This is a genomic window from Kocuria cellulosilytica (genome assembly GCF_040981245.1).
GTDB classification, from domain to species: Bacteria; Actinomycetota; Actinomycetes; order Actinomycetales; family Micrococcaceae; genus Kocuria; species Kocuria cellulosilytica.
The window spans coordinates 441,247-462,537 of the sequence record NZ_JAVFWZ010000002.1; the positions used below are offsets into that span (position 1 = coordinate 441,247).

A 21,291-nucleotide genomic window follows, 5' to 3' on the forward strand; every position below is an offset into this window, starting at 1 on the left:
GTGCGCTGCGGGCGCCTCAGACCGCGGCGGTCTCGCGCGCCTCGTCGTGGAGCATCCACTGGTCCGGGCCCAGGATCTCGTAGGCCACGTTGCGGCCCGGGACGCCCTGGGCGATCACCGCGGAGCGGACGGCCTTCATGAAGGGCAGCGGGCCGCAGAGCACCACCTGGGCGTCGGACGGGACCGGCACGGCGTCGAGGTCCATGAACCCGTCGTGGTCGCCCTCGCCCGGGGTCTCCATCCAGGTCTCCAGGCGGGCGGAGGGCAGCTCGGCGACCAGCATCTCGTGCAGCTCGCGCAGCGGCCAGGTCGCGGCCGAGCGGTCGGCGTGCAGCACGAGGACCTGGCGCTGCGACTCCTGGCGGACCAGCCGGTCCAGGAACGCGAGCATGGGGGTGACGCCGATGCCGGCGGAGGCCAGCACGAGGGGCCCGTCCCCGTCCGGGAGCACCACGTCCCCGTAGGGGTTGGAGACCCGCAGGACGTCGCCCACCTGCACGTCGTGGTGGAGGACCGGGGTGACCTCGCCGCGCTCGTCGAGGCGGACCGCGATCCGGCGCGTGCCCTCGGGACCCGGCACCAGCGTGAACTGCCGCGGCTGCTCCACGCCGTCGGGCATCCGGACCTCGACGGTCACGTACTGGCCGGGCTCCGCGGGCGTCATCGGGGTGTCGTCGGCGGGCTCGAGAGTGATCGCCGTGGTCGTGGTCCCGGTCCGCTCCTTGGCCGCGACCCGGTACGGGGCGAACACCACGGTGTTGGCCCGGCCCGCGTAGAGGCCCTCCTCGATCTTGATGAGGGCGTCGGCCATCAGCCAGTACACCTCGTCCCAGGCCGCCACGACCTCGGGCGTCGCGGCGTCGCCGAGGTCCCGGGCGATCGCGCCGAACAGGTGCTCGTGGACGATCGGGTAGTGCTCGGGGAGCACGCCCAGGGACGCGTGCTTGTGCGCCACGCGGGAGAGCAGCTCGTCCGGGTAGCCCTCGGGGTGGGACAGCAGCCACGAGGCGAACATCGCGATGGAGCCCGCGAGGGCCTGGGCCTGGGTCCCGTTCTTCTGGTTGGAGCGGCTGAACATGCCGTCCAGCAGATCGGGGCGCGCCTCGAACATGGACCGGTAGAACTCGGGGGTGATGAACGGGATGCGCTCGGCGACGACGCCGATGGTCTGCTCGATGACGGGACGGGACTGGTCGGACAGCACGGTTGCCTCCTGGGGTGCCTGTGGGTGACATCCCCAAACTATCATCTGAAATGCCGGATTACGGAATCGGCGCTCCGCCCGCCGCGCCGCCCGGCGGTTCGGGCGGGCGCAGCCCGATGGACACCAGCACCGGACCCACCTGGCGCTCGCTCACGAGGTCCCGCACGCGCACGTCGTCGAGCGCGCCGTAGAAGGCCTCCCGGGCGTCGGCGAGGGCGCGGCGCAGCCGACAGCCGTGGTCCAGGGGGCAGTCCCCGCCGGCCGACTCGCACTCGACCATCGCCGAGCCGGCCTCGAGCTCGCGCAGGAGCGAGCCGACGGAGGCGTCCAGGCCGGCGGGGGTGATCGACACCCCGCCGGTGCGGCCGCGGCTCGAGGCGAGCAGGCCGAGCCCGCTGAGCCGGCCCACGGTCTTGGTCACGTGGTGGTAGGGGGCGCCCACGCCCTCGGCGATGGCGCGCGTGGTGAGCTTCTCCCCCTCGGGGACGGCTCCCGTCAGCAGCAGGACGCGCAGGGCGATGTCCGAGAAGGCCGTCAGCCGCACGTCCGGGTCCTCCGCTCGCTCATGGCGGCTCCTTCCCAGTCCTGGTGCGCCCCGGCCGTCCGCGGGAACGCCTCCATTGTCCCACGCGGTCCCCGGACGCGGACGAGGGGCCTCCCGTCCGGGAGACCCCTCGTCCGCGTCCGGGTCCGGGTCGCTGCGGCCCGGACCGGGATCAGGCCTGGTTCAGGCGGTCCTCCAGCCCCGCGCGCTGCTCGAGGATGGGCTCGGGCACGTGGCCGAGCCGCTGGAACCACTCGTCGATGCTGGGCAGCTCGGCCTTCCACTCCCCGACGTCGACCTTGAGGGCGGCCTCGAGCTCGTCGTCGGAGACGTCCAGGCCCGTGAGGTCGAGGTCGTCCTTGGTGGGCACGGTGCCGATCGGGGTCTCCCGGCCGCCCGCCGTGCCCTCGAGCCGGTCGAAGATCCACTTGACCACGCGGGAGTTCTCGCCGAAGCCCGGCCAGGCGAAGCCCCCGCTCGGGGTGCGGCGGAACCAGTTGACGTAGAAGACCTTGGGCATCTCGTCCTCGCCGATGCGCTCGCCGACCTCGACCCAGTGCTCCAGGTAGTCGTTGGCGTTGTAGCCGATGAACGGGAGCATCGCCATGGGGTCGCGCCGGACCACGCCGACGGCGCCCTTCGCGGCGGCCGTGGTCTCCGAGGAGAGCGTGGCGCCCTGGAAGACGCCGTGCTCCCAGCCGAAGGACTGCGAGACGAGCGGGACGGTGGTCTTGCGGCGGCCGCCGAAGACGATCGCGGACAGCGGCACGCCCTCGGGGTCGTCGTACTCGGGGGCGAGGATGTCGGCCTGCTTGATGGGGGTGCAGAAGCGCGAGTTCGGGTGCGCGGCGGGACGGCCGCTCTCCGGGGTCCAGTCGCGGCCCTTCCAGTCCGTCAGGTGCTCGGGCGTCTCGTCCGTCATGCCCTCCCACCAGACGCCGCCGTCGTCGGTCAGCGCCACATTGGTGAAGATCGTGCTGCCCCGGGCGATGGCGCGCATGGCGTTGGGGTTGGTGGGCCACCCCGTGCCCGGGGCCACGCCGAACAGGCCGGCCTCCGGGTTGGTCACCCGGGCCTGCCCGTCCTTGCCGAAGCGGATCCAGGCGATGTCGTCGCCGACCATCTCGGCCTTCCAGCCCTCGAGGGTGGGCTCGAGCATCGCGAAGTTGGTCTTGCCGCAGGCCGAGGGGAAGGCCGCCGAGATGAAGCGGCTCCGGCCCTCGGGGTTCGTGATCTTGAGGATGAGCATGTGCTCGGCCAGCCAGCCCTCGTCGTGGGCGATGGCGGAGGCGATGCGCAGGGCGTAGCACTTCTTGCCGAGCAGCGCGTTGCCCCCGTAGCCGGAGCCGAAGGACCAGATGGCCCGGTCCTCGGGGAAGTGCACGATGTACTTGGACGGGTTGCAGGGCCAGGGCACGTCCTCCTCGCCCGGGGCCAGCGGGGCGCCCAAGGAGTGCAGGCACTCGACGAAGAACCCGTTCTGCTCGGTCATCTTCTCCAGCACGGGCGTGCCGATGGTCGCCATGATCCGCATGGAGCACACCACGTAGGCGGAGTCGGTGATCTCCACGCCGTAGCTCGGCCTCGCGGCCTCCAGGTGGCCCATGACGAAGGGGATGACGTACATGGTTCGCCCGCGCATGGCGCCGCGGAACTTCTTGCGCAGGGTGCCCTTCATCACCTCCGGGTCCTCCCAGTTGTTGGTGGGACCCGCGCCCTTCTCGGTCTTGGTGCAGATGAAGGTCCGCTCCTCGACGCGGGCGACGTCGTCCGGGTCGGAGAACGCGGCGAAGGAGTTGGGGAACTTGGTCTCGTCCAGGCGGACGAAGGTGCCGGCGTCCACGAGCTCGTCGGTGAGCTGCGTCCACTCGGCCTCCGAGCCGTCCACCCAGTGGATGCGGTCCGGCTGGGTCAGCTCCGCCATCTCCCGCACCCACGAGAGGAGGTGCGCGTGGGTGGTGGGCGCGTTGTCCAGAGCGCCCTTCACAGCCTCGTTCAGCCCGGTGGTCTCCGTCGTTGCAGTGGGGTTGTCAGCCATTGACATGTCTCCTCGTTGAGGCCGTCCGCCGACCGCCCGGGGCTCTCGTGGTGGTGCTCGTCGTCGAACACTCGACCCGGTGTCACCGGGCCCACAGTGAGCGGCGTGGAGGTGGGCGGCCGGTCTCTACTGTGATGTGGGCCCATCCTATCGTCCCGGCCCCGCCTCGCCCCAGCAGGGTTACGCGCGCCGCGGCCCGTCGCGCCGGGCGTCCGGCCGGGCACCGGTGGATTTTGCGCAGCCGGAGGCCACATGTAGAGTTGTGTCCGGCTTGAACGGCGGTGACGCCGGGACGCCGATGCGCCTGTAGCTCAACGGATAGAGCATCTGACTACGGATCAGAAGGTTGGGGGTTCGAATCCCTTCGGGCGCACTCCAGCCGAGGAGCCCCTCACCAGCGGAAACGCCGGTGAGGGGCTTTTTCGTGCCCGGTTCCGGCCGGGCGGGCCCGGGCGAGCTCGGGTGACGGAGGGCTCAGGCCGCGGCGAGGGCGTGGATGTCGCCCCCGGCACGCCCCACGAGACCGCGGGTCACCACGGAGTCGAGCCCGGGCAGGGCGGCCAGGCGCAGCGCCAGGCGCCGCGCCTGCCGGCGCGCCCGGGAGGACGGCAGGAACCACTGCGCCCCGCCGCGGGCCACGCGCTGCTTCTCGGCCACGACCGGCCGCCAGGCCCGCTCCCAGTCCGCCAGCGCCTCGTCGACCGATGCCGCGCGGGCGAGCCGTTCGGCGAGCAGCCACGCCCCGGCGATCCCCAGGGACGCGCCCTGGCCGCCCAGCAGGGACACCGCCTGGCCCGAGTCCCCGAGCAGCACCGCCCGGCCGCTGCTCCACCGCGGCACCTCGATCTGCGTCACCGCGTCGTAGTAGAGCCGGTCCGCGGCGGGGCAGGCCGCCAGCGCGCGGGGCGCGATCCAGCCGAGCGAGCCGTGGACGGCGCGCAGGGCCTCGCGGGGCGCGGCCGGCAGGGCCGGCGCGGCGGTCCGGTGCACGGCGAAGGCGGCCACGCGCCCGTCGCGCAGCCCGTAGAAGCCCATGGCCCGGTCGATGCTGTCCGTGAGGCAGAAGCGGCTGCCGATCCGCCGGTACGACTCCGGGTCCTCGAACACGTACGCCGCCGTGTGCAGGCCGAGCCAGCGGCGGTAGCGCTGCTCGGGCCCGAACGCCGAGCGCCGCACCGCCGAGTGCACCCCGTCGGCGCCCACGACCAGATCGGCGTCGAGCACGGTGCCGTCGTCGAGCACCGCGCCGGCCCCGCCGGGACGCTGCCGCACGCCGACGACGCGCCGTCCGAAGCGGAGCTCCGCCACACCTCGCGCGTGCTCGCGGAGCACCTGTTCGAGGTCGGGGCGCATCACGCTGACGAGGTGCCCGTCGAGGGCGCGGGCGAACCGGGCGAACGGCAGGCCGGCCCGGTCGCGGCCGTGCTCGTCCACGTAGCTGAGCCGGTCCACCGTGTAGCCGAGCTCCCGGACCGCGGGCAGCACGCCCATCGCCTCGGCTGCGTCCCAGCCGGGGCCGAAGAAGTCCATCATGTAGCCCTGCTCCCGCGGGCGCGGCGCCCGCTCCAGGACGACGACGTCCCAGCCCTGCCGGCCCAGGCACCCGGCCAGGGCCAGTCCCGCGATGCCCGCCCCGCAGACGACCGCGCGCACGGCCCGCGCCGCTCAGTACCGGTCGCCGACGGCGACGACACCGGCCAGCAGGTCGAGGTCCTCGGCCGTCAGGCGCAGCTCCGCGGCCGCCGCGTCCTCCCGCAGGTGGCCGGGGTCGGTGGTGCCGGGGATCGGCAGCACGTGCTCGCCCCGGGCCGTGGTCCAGGCGATCGCGACCGCCGCGCAGGTGCTCCCGTGCCGGCGGGCGACCTCGCGGAGGGGGGCGAGCACGGCGTCGTCGTTGGCGGCCATGGCCTCGGCCGTGAACCGGGGGTTGCGCGAGCGGAAGTCGGCGCCGGAGAACTCCCGGCCCGCGAGGCCACCGGCCAGGTAGCCGCGGCCCAGCGGGGAGAAGGGCACGAACACCGCCCCGTGCTCGGCGCACCAGCCGATGACGTCCCCGGAGGGGTCCCCGTCGGCGGTGGGCCCCGAGCCGTCGGGGTTGCGGGTCCACAGGGAGTACTCCGACTGGACGGCCGCGACCGGGTGGATCGCGTGCGCCCGGTCGGCCTGCTCCGTGCTGACCTCGGAGAGCCCCACGTGGCGCACCTTGCCGGCGGTCACGAGCTCGGCCATCGCGCCCCACGCCTCCTCGAGGGGGACGTCGGGATCCACGCGGTGCAGGTAGTAGAGGTCCACCACGTCGGTGCGCAGCCGGCGCAGGCTGTCCTCGGCCGATCGGCGCACCTCGTCCGGCCGCCCGCAGCGCTCCGTCCGGGGCGGGTCGAGGGAGGCGGCGCGCAGACCGGTCTTGGAGCAGAGGAAGACCTCGTCGCGGCGCCCGCCGAGGGCGGCGCCGACGAGCTCCTCGTTCGCTCCCCCGCCGTAGAGCACCGCGGTGTCCACCACGTTCATGCCGAGGTCCACCGCGAGCCCGAGGACCTCGTGCTTGCGCCGCTCGGTCAGCCCGTGCCGGTCGTAGACCCAGCTCAGGCCCATGGCTCCGAACCCGATCGCGCCCACGCGGTCCCCGGACGGGGTGAATTCGATCTGTCGCATCCCTTGCTCCTTCGTCGGTCCGGCCGCCGCGCGGGCGGCCGGAGCCCGCCGGTCAGCGGTCCCCCGCGGACGGGCGCGGCACCGTGAAGTCCACCAGGCGGGCGTCGGCGCCGTCCAGTCCGGCCCAGGCGCCCGGGACCTCCAGGACCGCCAGGCCGGAGGTGGGGCAGCCGTCGGCGAGCGCCATGACGGCGTCGTAGTCGGAGTCGGGGGTGGCCAGGCGCAGGGCGGCGTCGCGCAGACCGGGCAGGTGGCCGATGACCAGCAGGGACTCCACGGTCTCGGGCACGTGGTTGACCACCGCGATGATCCGGCTGTCCTGGGCCGCGTAGAGGGACTCGTCGAGCCGGGCGGTCGGTGCGAGGTCGCCGAGCTCGCTGCACACCCACGTGCAGGTCTGGCGCGCGCGCAGGGCGCTCGAGCACAGGATCATGTCCGGCACGTGCCCGTGGGCCAGCAGCCAGCGTCCCGCGGCGGCGGCGTCCGTCGCCCCGTCCCGGTGCAGGGGGCGGTCGTGGTCGGCCACGCCCCACGGGTGCTCGGCCTCCGCGTGCCGCATGAGGACGAGCTTCTTCCGGTCGTGGCGGGTCATCGGTTCATGATGCCACGCGAGCGCCGGGCACGGACCTGCCCCGGCGCCTCCGCGCTGCGGGAGGGGCCGGGACCTGCCGGGACCGGCGACGGATCAGATCGAGTACTCGGGGGCCGCCCACACGACGACCTCGGGGTGCTCGTAGAAGCGATAGCCCTGGCCGCGGACGGTGCGCACCGTGTTCGCGAGCCGGCCGAGCTTGGAGCGCAGGCGCCGGATGTGCACGTCGATGGTCCGCTCGTTGGGCACCTCCTCGGAGTCGCGCCACAGGCTGTGCAGGAGCTCGTGGCGCCCGACGGTCCGGCTGCCGTTCTCCACGAGGTAGTTCAGCAGCTCGAACTCCTTGAAGGTGAGGTTCAGGAGTCCGCCGTCGAGGAAGACCTCCCGGCGGGAGAGGTCGATGAGCACCCCGGTGGACTGGCTCGTCTTCGTCTCGGGCGCCGGCGCGGGCGCGGCGGGCGCCGCGGGCCGCACGGCCCCCGAGGTGGGGTCCCCCAGGGCGTTGCGGACGACCTCGAGGTCGGTGCCGGCGGTGTCGGCGGGGGCCAGGGCCACCGCCGCGTAGGAGTCGGCCTGCGGGACCAGCTGCTGGGCGTAGGCCCGGATGCTCTGGACCATCTTGACCAGCGACGTGCCGCTGGCCGCCGCGGTCTCCTCGTTGAGACCCACGTAGATCACGAAGCCGCGCGCCTCGTTCTCCTGGGCCTGTGGACGCGGCGCCGTGTCCCGCTGCAGGCGGGTGGGGAGCGGCGCCTCCCCCGGGGCGGCCGGCATGGGGCCGAGCGTGTTCCGGAGGCTGCGGTAGTCCGCGGGGGCAGTCTGCCCCCGCTCGGGGGCCGCGGCCGGACCGCGGACAGCACGAGCTTCGCTCGCGCGGTTGCGCTGGGAGATGTGCACGTATCCCGGTGTGCCTGGCATCTGGTGCCCCTCGTCTTTCCGTCGTGCGGCGGACGAGGTTCCGTCCGCCTGAGTCGAACCGCCCCTCGGAACGGCCTCACCACTGCCGGCGTCCGGATCCCCGCACTCCGTGGTGGTTCCGGGGAGGGTCCCCGCGAAGCTGAAAAATCCCTGACAGTGGCGTTGCTCTCATCGTCCACCAGCCTCACCGATCCCGCAAGAAACATTCACGACGCTATCTCACGATGTGAGATTAGAACGGCTACTGTCCAGATTCTCCGCCAAAATGAACCCCCTTCAGCCGGCGGCGGCGGCGCCGGTCAGCGCATCTCCCCCGGGATATCAGACATCTGGGCCGATTCGTTCCGCACTCCGCACGGCTGGCAGGTTGCGCGGCACTTGTCAAGACGCCTCCGGTCGCCGATCTCCTGTCTCACGATGTGGACGGAAGTCGCGGGGGTGAAAAAGGCCCGCCGACGCGGCCGGCGGGCCTTTTCTCGCACCTGGTCCGCGGATTCTCGCGGACGGCGGTCAGTCGACCACGCCGTAGAGCCGGTCCCCGGCGTCCCCGAGGCCCGGGACGATGTAGGCGTTCTCGTCGAGCCGTTCGTCCCTCGCGGCCAGGACGATGTTGACCTCCGAGTCCCCGAGCTCCTCCTCGAGGGCGGCCAGGCCCTCGGGCGCGGCCAGGAGGCACACGCACGTGATCTGCTCGGCCCCGCGGCGGTAGAGGAACTTGATCGCCTCGCGCAGGGTCCCGCCCGTGGCCAGCATCGGGTCCAGGACGAAGACCTGGCGCCCGGTGAGGTCGTCGGGCAGCCGCTCGGCGTAGGTGATGATGTCGAGGGTGTCCTCGTTGCGGGCCATGCCCAGGAAGCCCACCTCGGCCGTGGGGACCAGCCGGGTCATGCCCTCGAGCATGCCCAGGCCGGCGCGGAGGATCGGCACGACCAGCGGCCGGGGCTTCGACAGCCCCACGCCCGTGGTGCGCGTGACCGGCGTGTCGATCTCCACCGGTTCCACCCGGACCCCCCGGGTGGCCTCGTACGCGAGCAGCGTCACCAGCTCCTCCACGAGCAGGCGGAACACCGGGGACGTGGTGTTCTTGTCCCGGAGCACGGTCAGTTTGTGTGCCACCAGAGGGTGGTCGAGAACGGTCACTCGCATGGACCAAAATTACCACCGGGCCACCGGGGCGCCCCGCCCCCTCGCCGGGCCCGCCCCCGCCAGGGGGATCCGCCCAGGAGGAGACCCGCATGGCACTGCCCCCGCGCACCCGATCCGAGGCCCGGGCGGAGGCCTGGATGCGGCTGGCCCTCGCCGAGGCCCGGGCCGCGCTCGGGACGGGGGACGTGCCGATCGGCGCCGTCGTCGTCGGCCCGGACGGAACGGTGGTGGGGCGGGGCCGCAACCGCCGGGAGGCCGACGGCGACCCCACGGCCCACGCCGAGATCCTGGCCCTGCGCGAGGCCGCCCGCACCCTGGGCTCGTGGCGGCTGGACGGCTGCACGCTCGTGGTGACCCTCGAGCCCTGCGCCATGTGCGCGGGCGGGATCGTCCTGGCGCGGGTGCCCCGGGTGGTGCTGGGCGCGTGGGACGACAAGGCCGGGGCGGCCGGCTCCGTCCTCGACGTGCTCCGGGAGCGGCGGCTCAACCACTGGGTGGAGGTGACCGGCGGCGTCCTGCAGGACGAGTGCTCCCGGCTGCTCCTCGACTTCTTCGCGGGGCACCGGCGCGGCGGCGGCGCCGGGCCGGCCGCCCCCGGCCCCGCCGGCTCCGCGGGTTTTGGCGGTTGAGCACGCCAGCCGGTACAGTACTGCGAGCTGGTGACGTGTCCGAGCGGCCGAAGGTGCATCACTCGAAATGATGTTTGGTGTAAGAGCCAACGAGGGTTCAAATCCCTCCGTCACCGCCAGTCGGGAAGGCCCCGGGTCCTGAGGGACCCGGGGCCTTCCGCGTGCCCGCCCACGCCGCCCGCGGGCCCCGGGATCCTCGTGCGCCCGCGGGAGCACGCGGACGCCCCGGACCCGGCCCCGCAGGCCGGGGCGCGGGCCGGGAGCGGATACCGTGGTGGCGATCAGCACGCCCGCCGAGCGGCGGGCCCGGACGGAAGAGGCGGAGCATGACGACGTCGGCACAGGCAGTCGGACACCTGGGAACGGACGGGGAGGAGTACCCGGACGCGTACTTCGTGCGGCTGGACGGCACCCGGTTCCGCTCGACGCTGCACTCGCAGGGCGCGTGGAACGAGGCCGAGCAGCACATGGGCGCCGCCTCGGGGCTGCTCGCCCACGCCGTGGAGGCCGACCACCCCCGCCAGGACCTGCTGCCCGTGCGCTTCTCCTACGACATCCTCGGCTTCATCCCCGGCGGCGAGGTCGAGGTGACCACGCGGGTGGTCCGCCCGGGCCGGACCATCGAGCTGGTCGAAGCCACGATGAGCCACGGCGGCCGCTCCTGCATCCGGCTGAGCGTGTGGCGGCTGCTCCGGGGCGAGACCGCGGGCTCCGCCGGCACGCACCGGGAGGCCCTGCCGCCGGTGACCGACGCCCTGCCCACCACGATGACCGGGCGGTGGCCGGGCGGGTACATCGCGTCCCTCGAGGGCCGCACCGTGCGCGAGCACCGGCCCGGCCGGGCGGCCATGTGGCTGCGCGCGCCGCACGCCGTCGTCGCCGGGGAGGAGTCCTCCACCACGGCACGGTTCCTGGCGGCCGTGGACGCCGCCAACGGCATCGCCGTGCGGGTGGGCCCCGACGAGATGGCCTTCCCCAACGTGGACCTGAGCGTGCACCTGGTCCGGGAACCGGTCTCCCCGTGGGTGGGCCTCGACACGCACGTCACCTTCGGGGCGACCGGCGTGGGCCTCACCGAGTCCGCGCTGCACGACGAGGGCGGCTACCTGGGCCAGGTGGCCCAGTCCCTGACGATCCGGCCGCTGCCGGTCTCCGGCTGAGCCGCCCCGGTCCCGGCGGGCACCGGCTCCGGGGCGTCCGGGGCGTCCGCCGTGCGACCGTACAATGGGGCGGGATTCCCGACGTCGAGACCAGGGGCGAGCGCGCCCCGAGGAGGCCATCGAAGTGAGCAGCATCAACATCACCGTGATCGACCGCGAGGGCAACCGCACCGAGGGTGTCGAGTGGAAGGACTACGAGAGCCTCATGGAGGCCCTCACCCGCCACAAGTACCCGATCCTGGCCACCTGCGGCGGCAACGCGTCCTGCTCCACGTGCCACTCCTACCTCGACCAGGGCTCCTTCTCGAAGGCCAACGAGATCAACGACGAGGAGGAGGACCTCCTCGACATGCTCGACGACACCCGGCACGACACCTCGCGGCTCAGCTGCCAGGTCGAGTGGTCGGAGGAGCTCGACGGCGCCGAGGTCACCATCGCCCCCGAGTGGTGAGCCGCCCGTCCCCGCGGGGACGACCCCGCCAGCTCTGACCAGATCCCGGACGGACCGCCGCCGGCGCGGCGCAGGAAGTGGACCATGACCGACATCCGTGACGACCTCACGACCCGCGCCGCCTACGTCTCGGACGCGTCGATCTACCGCCGGCTGCCCGAGGCGGTGGCCGAGCCGCGCAGCGTCGAGGAGGTCCGCGAACTGCTGGCCCTGGCGAGGGAGCGGGGCTGGCCGGTGGTCTCCCGCGGCGGGGGCACCTCCGTGGCGGGCAACGCGATCGGCGAGGGACTGGTCATCGACACGTCCCGGCACTTCAACCGGATCCTGTCGATCGACCCCGAGGCGCTGACCGCCACCATCGAGCCCGGCGTGATCTGCGACCAGCTGCGCACCGCGGCGTCCGAGTTCGGCCTCACCTACGGCCCCGACCCCTCGACGCACTCGCGGGCCACGATCGGCGGGATGGTCGCCAACAACGCGTGCGGCTCCCACTCCGTGGCGTGGGGCACCTCGGCGGACAACCTGGTCTCCCTGAAGGTCATGCTCGCCGACGGCCGGGTGGTCGAGCTGCGCGAGGGCGGCACCTCCGAGCCGGGGATCGACCGGGCCCTGACCGGGATCCGCGACCGGCACCTGGCGATGCTGCGCACCGAGCTCGGCCAGTTCCCCCGCCAGGTCTCCGGCTACGGGCTGCACTACCTGCTCGGCGAGAAGGGCTTCGACGCCGCCAAGGCCTTCGCCGGCACGGAGGGCACGTGCGGGATCATCACCGAGCTCACGGTCCGCCTGGTCCGCAAGCCCGCCCACACGGCCCTGGCCGTGCTGGGCTTCGAAGACGCGTTCGAGGCCGCCACGGCGGCGCCGAAGCTGCGGGTGCCCGGCGTCTACACGATCGAGGGCATGGGCTCGGACCTGCTCGACGCCCTGCGCACCCGGCAGGGTCAGGAGCGCGCCGGTTCGGAGCTGCCCCGTGGCGGCGGCTGGCTCTACTGCGAGGTCGGCGCGGACACCCTCGAGGAGGCCGAGGCGGCCGCCCGCACGCTGCCGGGGCTCGTCCCGGAGAACGTCGTGGACTCCGTGATCGTCTCCGACGCGGGGCAGGCGCGGGCCCTCTGGCGGATCCGCGAGGCCGGTGCGGGCATCGTGACCCGCCTGCCCGAGGGCGGGGAGGCCTGGCCCGGCTGGGAGGACTCCGCGGTCCCGCCGGCGCGCCTGGGCGAGTACCTGCGCGACCTCTACGACCTCCTGCACGAGCTGGGCCTGACCGGCATCCCCTTCGGGCACTTCGGGGAGGGCTGCGTGCACATCCGCATCTCCTTCGACTTCTCCGACGACGCCGGGGTGGCGGCCTACCGGACGTTCATCGAGCGCGCCGCGGAGCTGGTGCACCGCTACGGCGGCTCGGTCTCCGGCGAGCACGGCGACGGCCGTGCCCGCTCCGAGCTGCTGGCCACGATCTACTCCCCCGAGGCGCTGTCCTCCTTCGCGGAGTTCAAGGCCGTCTTCGACCCGGACGGCGTCTTCAACCCGGGCGTGCTGGTGGATCCCGAGCCCATCGACCGGGGCATCCGGCCCGGGCCCGGCGCCCGGACGTTCGACCTGACGCCGGTGCACGCGTTCTCCGGTGACGGCGGCTCGTTCTCCAGCGCGGTGAACCGGTGCGTGGGCGTGGGCGCGTGCCGCTCCGACGTCGGGGCCATGTGCCCGTCCTTCCAGGCGACCCGGGACGAGGTGCACTCGACCCGCGGCCGCGCCCGGTCCCTCGCCGAGATGCTGCGCGGGGAGTCCATCACGGACGGCTGGAAGTCGAAGGAGACCCTCGAGGCGCTCGACCTGTGCCTGTCCTGCAAGGCCTGCGCCTCGGAGTGCCCGGTCAACGTGGACATGGCGACCTACAAGGCGGAGTTCCTGCACCACCACTACCGGCACGGGCTGCTCTCGTTCCTGGGCCGGGACCGGCGGCCGATGGCCCACTTCACGATGGGCTGGATGCCGCTGCTGATGCGGATCGCCGAGAAGGTGCCCTTCGCCTTCCGGGCGATCAACCTCCTCGAGTCCCACCGTGCCGTCGAGGAGCTGACCAAGCGGCTCGGCGGGATCGAGCCGAGGCGGCGGATGATCTCCTTCGCCGAGCAGCCGCTCACCCGCTGGTTCCGCCGCCGGTCCGCCGCCCACTGCCCCGGTGACGACACCGACGGCCGGCCCACCGTGGTGCTGTGGCCCGACACGTTCACGAACTTCTCCGCCGACGCCCCCGGGCGGGCCGCCGTGGAGGTGCTCGAGGCCATGGGCTACCGGGTGCTGATGCCCATGGGCAACGTCTGCTGCGGGCTGACCTGGCACTCCACCGGGCAGCTGGACATGACGCAGAAGGTGCTGCGCGAGACCCTCGACGTGATGGAGCCGCTGCTGGAGGCCGGCTACCCGGTCATCGGGCTCGAGCCCTCGTGCACGGTCATGCTCCAGGAGGAGATCACGGAGCTGCTCCCCGGCGACCCCCGGGCCCGGCGCGTGGCCGAGCTGACGACGACGATCGGTGCGTTCGCGGCCCGCCACCTGGCCGAGGGCGGCGCGTGGCCGTTCCGGCAGCTGGCCACCGAGGCGGGTCCCGCCGGCGCCGTGTGCCAGGTCCACTGCCACCAGCAGTCGATGAGCGGCTACGGCCCGGAGCTCGAGGTGCTCGCGAAGCTGGGCGTGGACACCGCCGTGGTGGGCGGCGGGTGCTGCGGGCTCGCGGGCAACTGGGGGTTCGAGCCCGGACACTACGAGGTCTCGCAGACCCTCGGCGAGCGGGAGCTGTTCCCCGCGATCCGGGCCGCCGCGGACGGGACGATCGTGCTCGCCGACGGCTTCTCGTGCCGCACCCAGATCGCCCAGGGCACCGGCGCCGACGGTGTCCACCTCGCCGAGGTGATGCGCGCGGCTCTGCCCCCGGTGGAGCCCGGCGAGCGGTAGCGCGCACCGCCGCCGGCGCCGGTGGCCGGCGGCGCCGCCTCCGGCCGCCGTGTCGGAGGCCCTGCCTAGAATGAGGGGCCCGGGCGGGACCGCTTCCCGGGGCGTGGCACGCCACGACGTCCGCACGAGGAGGATATCCCCCATGTCTTCGCTCTTCCCCGCTCCCCGCCCCGTCCTGGGCGCTCTCGCCCTCGTCTCCGCCCTGGCCCTGACCGCCTGCGCGGGCGGGGCACCGGACCGGGCCGGTGCGGCCCCCTCCGCGGAGGCGCCGTCCGGGACCGCCCCGGCGACCGGGGCGGGGGACAGCACGAGGGACGTCACGGAGGACGCCGCGCAGCCGGCAGGGGAACGGGCGGGCGAGCCGGCCGAGCAGGACGGCGAGCAGCCCGGTGACCGGTCCACCGCCGGACCGGCGGAGGCCCCGGTGGCGGGCGATCCGGCCCAGGGTCCCGGCGCGGACGGTGGCGTGCCGGCCGGCGCCGGCGCGGAGAACGGCACGGCCGACGGCGGCCCGGCTGCCGGCCGCGCGGCGGGCGCGCGCACCGGGGGCGGCGCCCCGCTGTGCGCCACGTCCCAGCTCGAGGCCGCGGCCACCCCGGTGGGAGGCGCCGCCGGCTCCGTCCACGTGGACCTCGTCCTCAGCAACGCGGGCGCCGGCCCGTGCACGCTGGCCGGCTACGCGGGCGTCTCCTTCGTCGACGCCGCCGGCACGATGATCGGCTCCCCCGCGGTGCGGGATGCCACCGTTCCCGGCACCGGCCGGGTCCTGGCGCCCGGGGAGTCCGCCGTCGCCGGCCTGCGCGTGGGCCAGGCCGCCAACCACCAGTCCTGCGACGCCCGGTCCGCCACCGGGCTGCGCGTCTACCCGCCCGAGAACACGGAGTCCGTCGTGATCCCCTTCCCCGTGGAGGCCTGCGCCGATCCGCAGATCCACCAGCTCGAGATCCAGGGCTTTGGCGCCTGACCCAGCCCTGAGCCTGTTCACCGAGCACACCCGGGCCTGGTTCTCGGGTGCGTTCGCCGCGCCCACCGCCGCCCAGGAGGGCGCGTGGCGGGCGATCGCTGCGCGGCACCACGCCCTGATCGTGGCGCCCACCGGCTCCGGCAAGACCCTGGCCGCGTTCCTGTGGGCGCTGGACCGGTTCGTGGCCGAGGCCGCCGCGGCTCCCGGCGCCGCGGCCCCGGCCGCCGGTGCAGCAGCCGCCCGTGCAACGGCCGAGCGCACAACGGCCGAGCGCACAACGGCCGAGGGCAGTGCGGCCGGCACAGCGGGCGGCGCCGCGGATGCCGCGGCGGCCGGCGGCCGGACCCTGCGGGCCAAGGCCCGGTCCGCGGGCGCTGCGGGCGAGCGGCGCGGAACCCGGGTCCTCTACATCTCCCCGCTCAAGGCCCTGGGCGTGGACGTGGAGCGCAACCTGCGGGCCCCCCTGATCGGCATCTCGCAGACGGCGCGGCACGCCGGGGTCGAGCCGCCGGAGATCAGCGTGGGCGTCCGCTCCGGGGACACGCCCCAGGCGATCCGCCGGGCCCTGCTCACGAACCCCCCGGACATCCTCATCACCACCCCCGAGTCGCTGTACCTGATGCTGACCTCCAAGGCGCGCGAGACCCTCACGGACGTGCAGACGGTGATCGTGGACGAGGTGCACGCCGTGGCGGGCACCAAGCGGGGGGCGCACCTGGCGCTCACGCTCGAACGGCTGGACGCCCTGCTGGCGCAGCCGGTGCAGCGCATCGGGCTGTCCGCGACCGTCGAGCCGATCGAGACGGTCGCCCGGTTCCTGGGCGGGCGGGAACCGGTCACCGTCGTCGCGCCCCGGGCGGAGAAGACGTGGGACCTCACGGTCTCGGTGCCCATTCCGGACATGACGGTGCTCGGCGGGCCCAGCGCCTCCCCGTCGCTGGCGGGCTCCGCCTTCGGCGACGACGACCTCGACGCCCTCGCCCCCACGACCACGGCGTCGATCTGGCCCCACGTCGAGGAGCGGGTCGTGGACCTCGTGCTCGAGAACCGGTCGACCATCGTGTTCGCCAACTCCCGCGGCCTGGCCGAGAAGCTCACGGCACGGCTCAACGAGATCTACGCGTTCCGGGTGGCGCACGCGGAGCCGGACGGCGGCGCCCGGGACGGCGCCGCCCCGAACAGCGGCGGCACGGGCCGGGACGGCGCCGGCCCCCACGACGACGGCGGGGCGCCCGGGCCCCGGCAGGTCGGGGACGTGCTGCGCTCCGCCCTGGCCGGGCCGGAGGCGGCCGCGGCCGGCGGGGCGGCCGCCCCCGAGCCCGCGGACCTGCGCCGGCAGACCGGCCGCTACGAGGGCGCGGCGCCCGTGCTGGCCCGCGCCCACCACGGATCGGTCTCCAAGGACCAGCGGGCCGTCATCGAGGACGACCTCAAGACGGGACGGCTGCGCTGCGTGGTGGCCACGTCCTCCCTCGAGCTGGGCATCGACATGGGCGCGGTGGACCTGGTGGTCCAGATCGAGGCACCGCCCTCGGCGGCCTCGGGCCTGCAGCGCGTGGGCCGCGCCGGGCACCAGGTGGGCGAGGTCTCCCGCGGCTGGTTCTACCCGAAGCACCGCGGGGACCTGCTGGACGCCGCGGTCACCGTGGAGCGGATGCTGCAGGGCCGGATCGAGCCGCTCGCGGTGCCGCTCAACCCTCTGGACGTGCTGGCCCAGCAGACCGTCGCGGCGACCGCGCTGGGGCCGGTCGACGTCGAGGAGTGGTTCGACACCGTCCGCCGGTCCTGCCCGTTCCAGACCCTGCCCCGCTCCGCCTACGACGCCACCCTGGACCTGCTCGCGGGCCGCTATCCGTCCGACGAGTTCGCCGAGCTGCGCCCGCGGATCGTGTGGGACCGGGAGACCGGCACCATCGAGGGCCGGCCCGGGGCGCAGCGCCTGGCCGTGACCTCCGGCGGCACGATCCCGGACCGCGGGCTGTTCGCGGTCTACCTCGTGGGCGAGCAGGACGGGAAGAACTCCAAGCGGGTGGGCGAGCTCGACGAGGAGATGGTCTACGAGTCGCGCGTGGGGGACGTGATCGCCCTGGGCGCCTCCAGCTGGCGGATCGAGGAGATCACCCACGACCGCGTCATCGTCTCCCCCGCCCCGGGCGTGCCGGGCAAGCTCCCGTTCTGGCACGGCGACGGCCCCGGCCGGCCCGTGGAGCTGGGCCGCGCGGTGGGCCGGTTCAACCGTGAGATCGCCGGGGCCGCCGAGCCGGACGCCCGGGCCCGGCTGCGCGCGGCCGGGCTCGACGAGTGGGCGGCCGACAACCTGCTCGCCTACGTGGGCGAGCAGAAGGAGGCCGTGGGGCAGGTCCCGTCGGACCGGCTGTTCGTCGTCGAGCGCTTCCACGACGAGCTCGGGGACTGGCGCGTGGTCCTGCACTCGCCGTTCGGGATGCCCGTGCACGCCCCGTGGGCGCTGGCCGTGGGGGCCCGGCTGCACGAGCGGTACGGGCTCGACGGCTCCGCGCAGGCCGCCGACGACGGCATCGTGCTGCGCGTGCCGGCCATGGAGGACGAGCCCCCCGGAGCCGAGCTGTTCCTCTTCGACGCCGACGAGCTCGACCAGATCGTCACCGAGGAGGTGGGCGGCTCGGCGCTGTTCGCGTCCCGGTTCCGGGAGTGCGCCGCCCGGGCCCTGCTGCTGCCGCGCCGCGACCCCGGCCGGCGCTCCCCGCTGTGGCAGCAGCGCCAGCGCTCGGCGCAGCTGCTGGACGTGGCCCGGAAGTACCCGCAGTTCCCGATCATCCTGGAGACGATCCGCGAGTGCCTCCAGGACGTCTACGACCTGCCCGCGCTCAAGGAGCTCCACCGGGCGGTCGAGCGGCGCGCGATCCGGGTGGTCGAGACCACCACGGAGCAGCCCTCGCCCTTCGCCCGCACCCTGCTCTTCGGCTACGTGGCCCAGTTCCTCTACGAGGGGGACTCCCCGCTCGCCGAGCGCAAGGCCGCCGTGCTCTCCCTCGACGCCGCCCTGCTCAACGAGCTCCTGGGCCGCGCCGAGCTGCGGGAGCTGCTGGACCCGGACGTCATCGAGCGCACGGAGGCGGAGCTGCAGCGCCTGGCCCCGGACCGCCGGCTGCGCGGGCTCGAGGGCGCGGCGGACCTGCTGCGCCTGCTCGGCCCGCTCACCACCGCCGAGGCCGTCCGCCGGCTCCAGGACCCCGGGGACCCGGAGGCCGCGTGCCCCGAGGACGTCGCCGCCGCGTGGCTCGACCAGCTCGTGGCCGCCAACCGCGCGCTGCGGGTGCACCTGCGCGGCGTCGAGCACTGGGCCGCGATCGAGGACGCCTCCCGGCTGCGCGACGCCCTCGGCGTGCCCCTGCCCATGGGGGTGCCGCTGGCCTTCGTGGAACCGGTCGAGGACCCGCTGGCCGACCTCGTCTCCCGCTACGCCCGCACCCACGGGCCCTTCACCGTGGACGAGGCCGCGGCGCGGCTCGGACTGGGCCCGGCCGTGGTGCGCACCACCCTGGAGCGGCTGGCCGCGGACCGGCGCGTGGTCGAGGGCGAGTTCCGGCCGGTGCGCCCCGACGGCGGCGGGGCCGGCCCGGCGGCCTCCGAGTGGTGCGAGGCGGAGGTGCTGCGCCGGATCCGGCGCCGCTCGCTGGCCGCGCTGCGCCGGGACGTGGAGCCCGTCTCCGGGCAGGTCTACGCCCGGTTCCTGCCGGCCTGGCAGCACGTGGGCCGGGGCCACCAGCTGCGCGGCGAGGACGGGGTGCTGACGGTGGTGGACCAGCTCGCGGGCGTCGCCGTCCCCGCCTCGGCCTGGGAGCCGCTGGTGCTCGCGGCCCGGGTGGCCGACTACCGCCCCGAGCTGCTGGACGAGCTGACCGCCACCGGGGAGATCCTCTGGTCCGGGGCCGGGTCCCTGGCGGGCGACGACGGGTGGGTGTCGCTGCACCTGAGCGAGGCCGCCCAGCTCACCCTGCCCCCGGCCGAGACCCTCGCGGTCGCGGCCGGAGCCCTGGACTCCACGCTGGAGCGGCGTGTCCTCGACGTCCTGGCCCCCGGCGGCGCGTGGTTCTTCCCGCAGCTGCTGGGCCTGCTCGACGCCGCCGGGGAGCCCGTTCCCGCCGCCGAGCTGACCACCGCGCTGTGGAACCTCGTCTGGTCCGGGCTGATCACCAACGACACCTTCCTGCCGGTGCGCTCCCTGCTCTCCGGCGGGCAGGCCGCCCACCGGCACCGGGCCCAGGCCCCGCGGGGACGCACCACGTCCCGCCGGGGCGCCGCCCGGCTGCGGCCCGGCGCGGCCTCCCGCCCGGGGATCGGCGGGGCGCTGCGGGCCCCGGCGCGGGCGGCCACCCTGGAGCGCCACGACTCCCCGCTCGTGGCCGGGCGCTGGTCGATGCTGCGCCCCGAACCCCTCGACCCCACGCTGCGGGCGTCGGCCACCGCGGAGCTGCTCATGGACCGCTACGGCGTGGTGACCAAGGGCCCCGTGGCGGTCGAGGAGCTCCCCGGCGGCTTCGCCACCGTCTACAAGGTGCTCTCCACGCTCGAGGACACGGGCCGGGCCCGCCGCGGCTACTTCATCGAGGGCCTGGGCGCCGCCCAGTTCGCGCAGGCCGCCACGGTGGACCACCTCCGGACGTTCAGCACCGACGACCAGGTCCGCGCCGAGGAGCCCGTGGCGCTGGCACTGGCCGCCACCGACCCCGCCAACCCCTACGGGGCCGCGCTCGAGTGGCCGGAGCCCGTGTCCGTCCCCGCGCCGGACGGCGGGGACGCGCCCGCGGGGCGGCACCGGCCCGGGCGCAAGGCGGGCGCCGTCGTCGTGCTCGTGGACGGCGCCCTCGTCCTGTACGTGGAGCGCGGCGGGCGGACCGTCCTCGCGTTCACCGACGACGCGGCCGCCCTGGCCGCCGCCGGGCCCGCCGTGGCCGAGACCGTCCGCCGGGGCGCGGTGGACAAGCTGACCGTCGAGAAGGTCAACGGCGCCGGGGTCCTGGGGCACGGCCCCGTCGAGACCGCGGTGCGGGAGTCCCTGCTGGCCGGCGGGTTCTACTCGACGCCGCGCGGACTGAGGATGCGCCGATGAGCGCGGACCCGAGCACCGGGGGCGGCCGTGCCCGAGGGTGACACCGTCCACCGCCAGGCCGTCCTGCTGCGCCGCGCCCTGGCCGGGAAGGTCCTGACCCGCAGCGACCTCCGGTTCCCGTCGATCGCCACCGCGGACCTCTCGGGGCGCACCGTGACCGAGGTGCTGCCGCGGGGCAAGCACCTGCTGGTCCGCACCGACGGCGGGCCCGACGGGCTGCCCCCGCTCACCCTGCACTCCCACCTGCTCATGGAGGGCATGTGGCACGTCTACCCGCGGGGCGCCCGGTGGCGGCGCCCCGGCCACCAGGCCCGGGCGGTGCTCGAGAACGCGGCCGCGCAGGCCGTCGGCTTCGACCTCGGCATGCTGGACCTCGTGGCCACGGCCGACGAGGACGAGCTCGTGGGCCACCTCGGCCCGGACCTGCTGGGTCCCGACTGGGACCGGGCCGAGGCCCTGGCCCGGCTGGCCCTGCACCCGCGGCGGCACGTGGGGGCCGCGCTGATGGACCAGCGCAACCTCGCCGGCATCGGCAACGTCTACCGCAACGAGATCCTGTTCCTCCAGCGGCTGCACCCCTTCACCCCGGTGGCCGCGGTCCCGGACCTCGGCGCGGTCGTGGACCTCGCCCACCGGCTACTGCACGTGAACCGGGACCGCTCGCAGCGCTCCACGGTGGGGGGTCCGGCCCGCCGGGGCGAGCAGTTCTGGGTCTACGGCCGCGGTCGGCAGCCGTGCCGCCGGTGCGGGGCCCCGGTCCGGGAGGCGCGGATCGACGACGCCGAGCTGGTGCCCGGCGAGCCGCACCCCGGGCCGCCGCGGGACCGGGCGGTGTGGTTCTGCGAGCGCTGCCAGCCCCTCTCCTCCTGAGTCCGGCCGTCGCGGCTTATCATGAGATCGCCGCCCCAGCGGCCCGACACCATGAGGAGGCACCATCAACACGACC

15 protein-coding genes and 2 tRNA genes are annotated in these 21,291 nt (G+C 74.7%); 9 read left to right on the plus strand and 8 right to left on the minus strand.

Annotation, left to right across the window (positions count from 1 at the left end; translation table 11 throughout):
- Nucleotides 1-16: 16 nt before the first annotated feature.
- From RCG67_RS04625 to RCG67_RS04635, 3 genes are all read right to left on the minus strand, one after another.
- Nucleotides 17-1,204, minus strand: a complete 1,188-nt coding sequence (locus tag RCG67_RS04625; RefSeq protein WP_368825043.1) for a globin domain-containing protein — start codon at nucleotides 1,202-1,204, stop codon at nucleotides 17-19.
- A 58-nt stretch (nucleotides 1,205-1,262) separates the two neighbouring features.
- The gene (locus RCG67_RS04630; protein WP_368825044.1) at nucleotides 1,263-1,748 is read right to left on the minus strand and encodes an RrF2 family transcriptional regulator; all 486 of its coding nucleotides are present in this window, start codon (nucleotides 1,746-1,748) and stop codon (nucleotides 1,263-1,265) included.
- Between the two features lie 172 nt (nucleotides 1,749-1,920).
- Nucleotides 1,921-3,786: a phosphoenolpyruvate carboxykinase (GTP) gene (locus tag RCG67_RS04635; protein ID WP_368825045.1), complete on the minus strand. Its 1,866-nt coding sequence runs from the start codon at nucleotides 3,784-3,786 to the stop codon at nucleotides 1,921-1,923.
- Between the two features lie 300 nt (nucleotides 3,787-4,086).
- Here RCG67_RS04635 and RCG67_RS04640 point away from each other — a divergent pair.
- Nucleotides 4,087-4,159: transfer RNA gene (locus RCG67_RS04640), tRNA-Arg, on the plus strand.
- Between the two features lie 101 nt (nucleotides 4,160-4,260).
- Here the strand turns inward: RCG67_RS04640 and RCG67_RS04645 are convergent.
- From RCG67_RS04645 to upp, 5 genes are all read right to left on the minus strand, one after another.
- Nucleotides 4,261-5,439 carry an FAD-dependent monooxygenase gene (locus RCG67_RS04645; protein ID WP_058873915.1) on the minus strand — a complete coding sequence of 393 codons (1,179 nt, stop codon included), beginning with the start codon at nucleotides 5,437-5,439 and terminating at the stop codon, nucleotides 4,261-4,263.
- 12 nt (nucleotides 5,440-5,451) lie between these two features.
- Nucleotides 5,452-6,438, minus strand: coding sequence for an aldo/keto reductase (locus RCG67_RS04650; RefSeq protein ID WP_368825046.1), 987 nt, complete (start codon nucleotides 6,436-6,438; stop codon nucleotides 5,452-5,454).
- Between the two features lie 52 nt (nucleotides 6,439-6,490).
- Entirely contained in the window at nucleotides 6,491-7,030 is a 540-nt protein-coding gene (locus RCG67_RS04655; protein WP_058873913.1) for a SixA phosphatase family protein, read from the minus strand.
- 93 nt (nucleotides 7,031-7,123) lie between these two features.
- A complete protein-coding gene (locus RCG67_RS04660) occupies nucleotides 7,124-7,948 on the minus strand; it encodes a winged helix-turn-helix domain-containing protein (protein WP_058873912.1) in 825 nt (274 codons plus the stop codon).
- 510 nt (nucleotides 7,949-8,458) lie between these two features.
- The gene (gene upp, locus RCG67_RS04665; protein WP_058873911.1) at nucleotides 8,459-9,094 is read right to left on the minus strand and encodes a uracil phosphoribosyltransferase; all 636 of its coding nucleotides are present in this window, start codon (nucleotides 9,092-9,094) and stop codon (nucleotides 8,459-8,461) included.
- An 89-nt stretch (nucleotides 9,095-9,183) separates the two neighbouring features.
- Between upp and tadA the strand changes: the two genes are divergently transcribed.
- From tadA to RCG67_RS04705, 8 genes are all read left to right on the plus strand, one after another.
- Nucleotides 9,184-9,723, plus strand: coding sequence for a tRNA adenosine(34) deaminase TadA (gene tadA / locus RCG67_RS04670; protein WP_058873910.1), 540 nt, complete (start codon nucleotides 9,184-9,186; stop codon nucleotides 9,721-9,723).
- Nucleotides 9,724-9,752: 29 nt separating this feature from the next.
- Nucleotides 9,753-9,842 (plus strand) — tRNA-Ser (locus tag RCG67_RS04675).
- Nucleotides 9,843-10,049: 207 nt separating this feature from the next.
- Nucleotides 10,050-10,883, plus strand: a complete 834-nt coding sequence (locus RCG67_RS04680) for a thioesterase family protein (protein ID WP_368825047.1) — start codon at nucleotides 10,050-10,052, stop codon at nucleotides 10,881-10,883.
- A 124-nt stretch (nucleotides 10,884-11,007) separates the two neighbouring features.
- Nucleotides 11,008-11,334, plus strand: coding sequence for a 2Fe-2S iron-sulfur cluster-binding protein (locus RCG67_RS04685; RefSeq protein WP_058873908.1), 327 nt, complete (start codon nucleotides 11,008-11,010; stop codon nucleotides 11,332-11,334).
- Between the two features lie 84 nt (nucleotides 11,335-11,418).
- Nucleotides 11,419-14,289: an FAD-binding and (Fe-S)-binding domain-containing protein gene (locus tag RCG67_RS04690; RefSeq protein WP_368825048.1), complete on the plus strand. Its 2,871-nt coding sequence runs from the start codon at nucleotides 11,419-11,421 to the stop codon at nucleotides 14,287-14,289.
- Nucleotides 14,290-14,431: 142 nt separating this feature from the next.
- Nucleotides 14,432-15,253: a DUF4232 domain-containing protein gene (locus RCG67_RS04695; protein ID WP_368825049.1), complete on the plus strand. Its 822-nt coding sequence runs from the start codon at nucleotides 14,432-14,434 to the stop codon at nucleotides 15,251-15,253.
- Nucleotides 15,243-20,345, plus strand: coding sequence for an Lhr family ATP-dependent helicase (locus RCG67_RS04700; RefSeq protein WP_368825050.1), 5,103 nt, complete (start codon nucleotides 15,243-15,245; stop codon nucleotides 20,343-20,345). The genes RCG67_RS04695 and RCG67_RS04700 overlap by 11 nt, the downstream gene beginning before the upstream one ends.
- 27 nt (nucleotides 20,346-20,372) lie before the next feature.
- Nucleotides 20,373-21,215: a DNA-formamidopyrimidine glycosylase family protein gene (locus RCG67_RS04705; RefSeq protein ID WP_368825051.1), complete on the plus strand. Its 843-nt coding sequence runs from the start codon at nucleotides 20,373-20,375 to the stop codon at nucleotides 21,213-21,215.
- Nucleotides 21,216-21,291 lie beyond the last annotated feature (76 nt).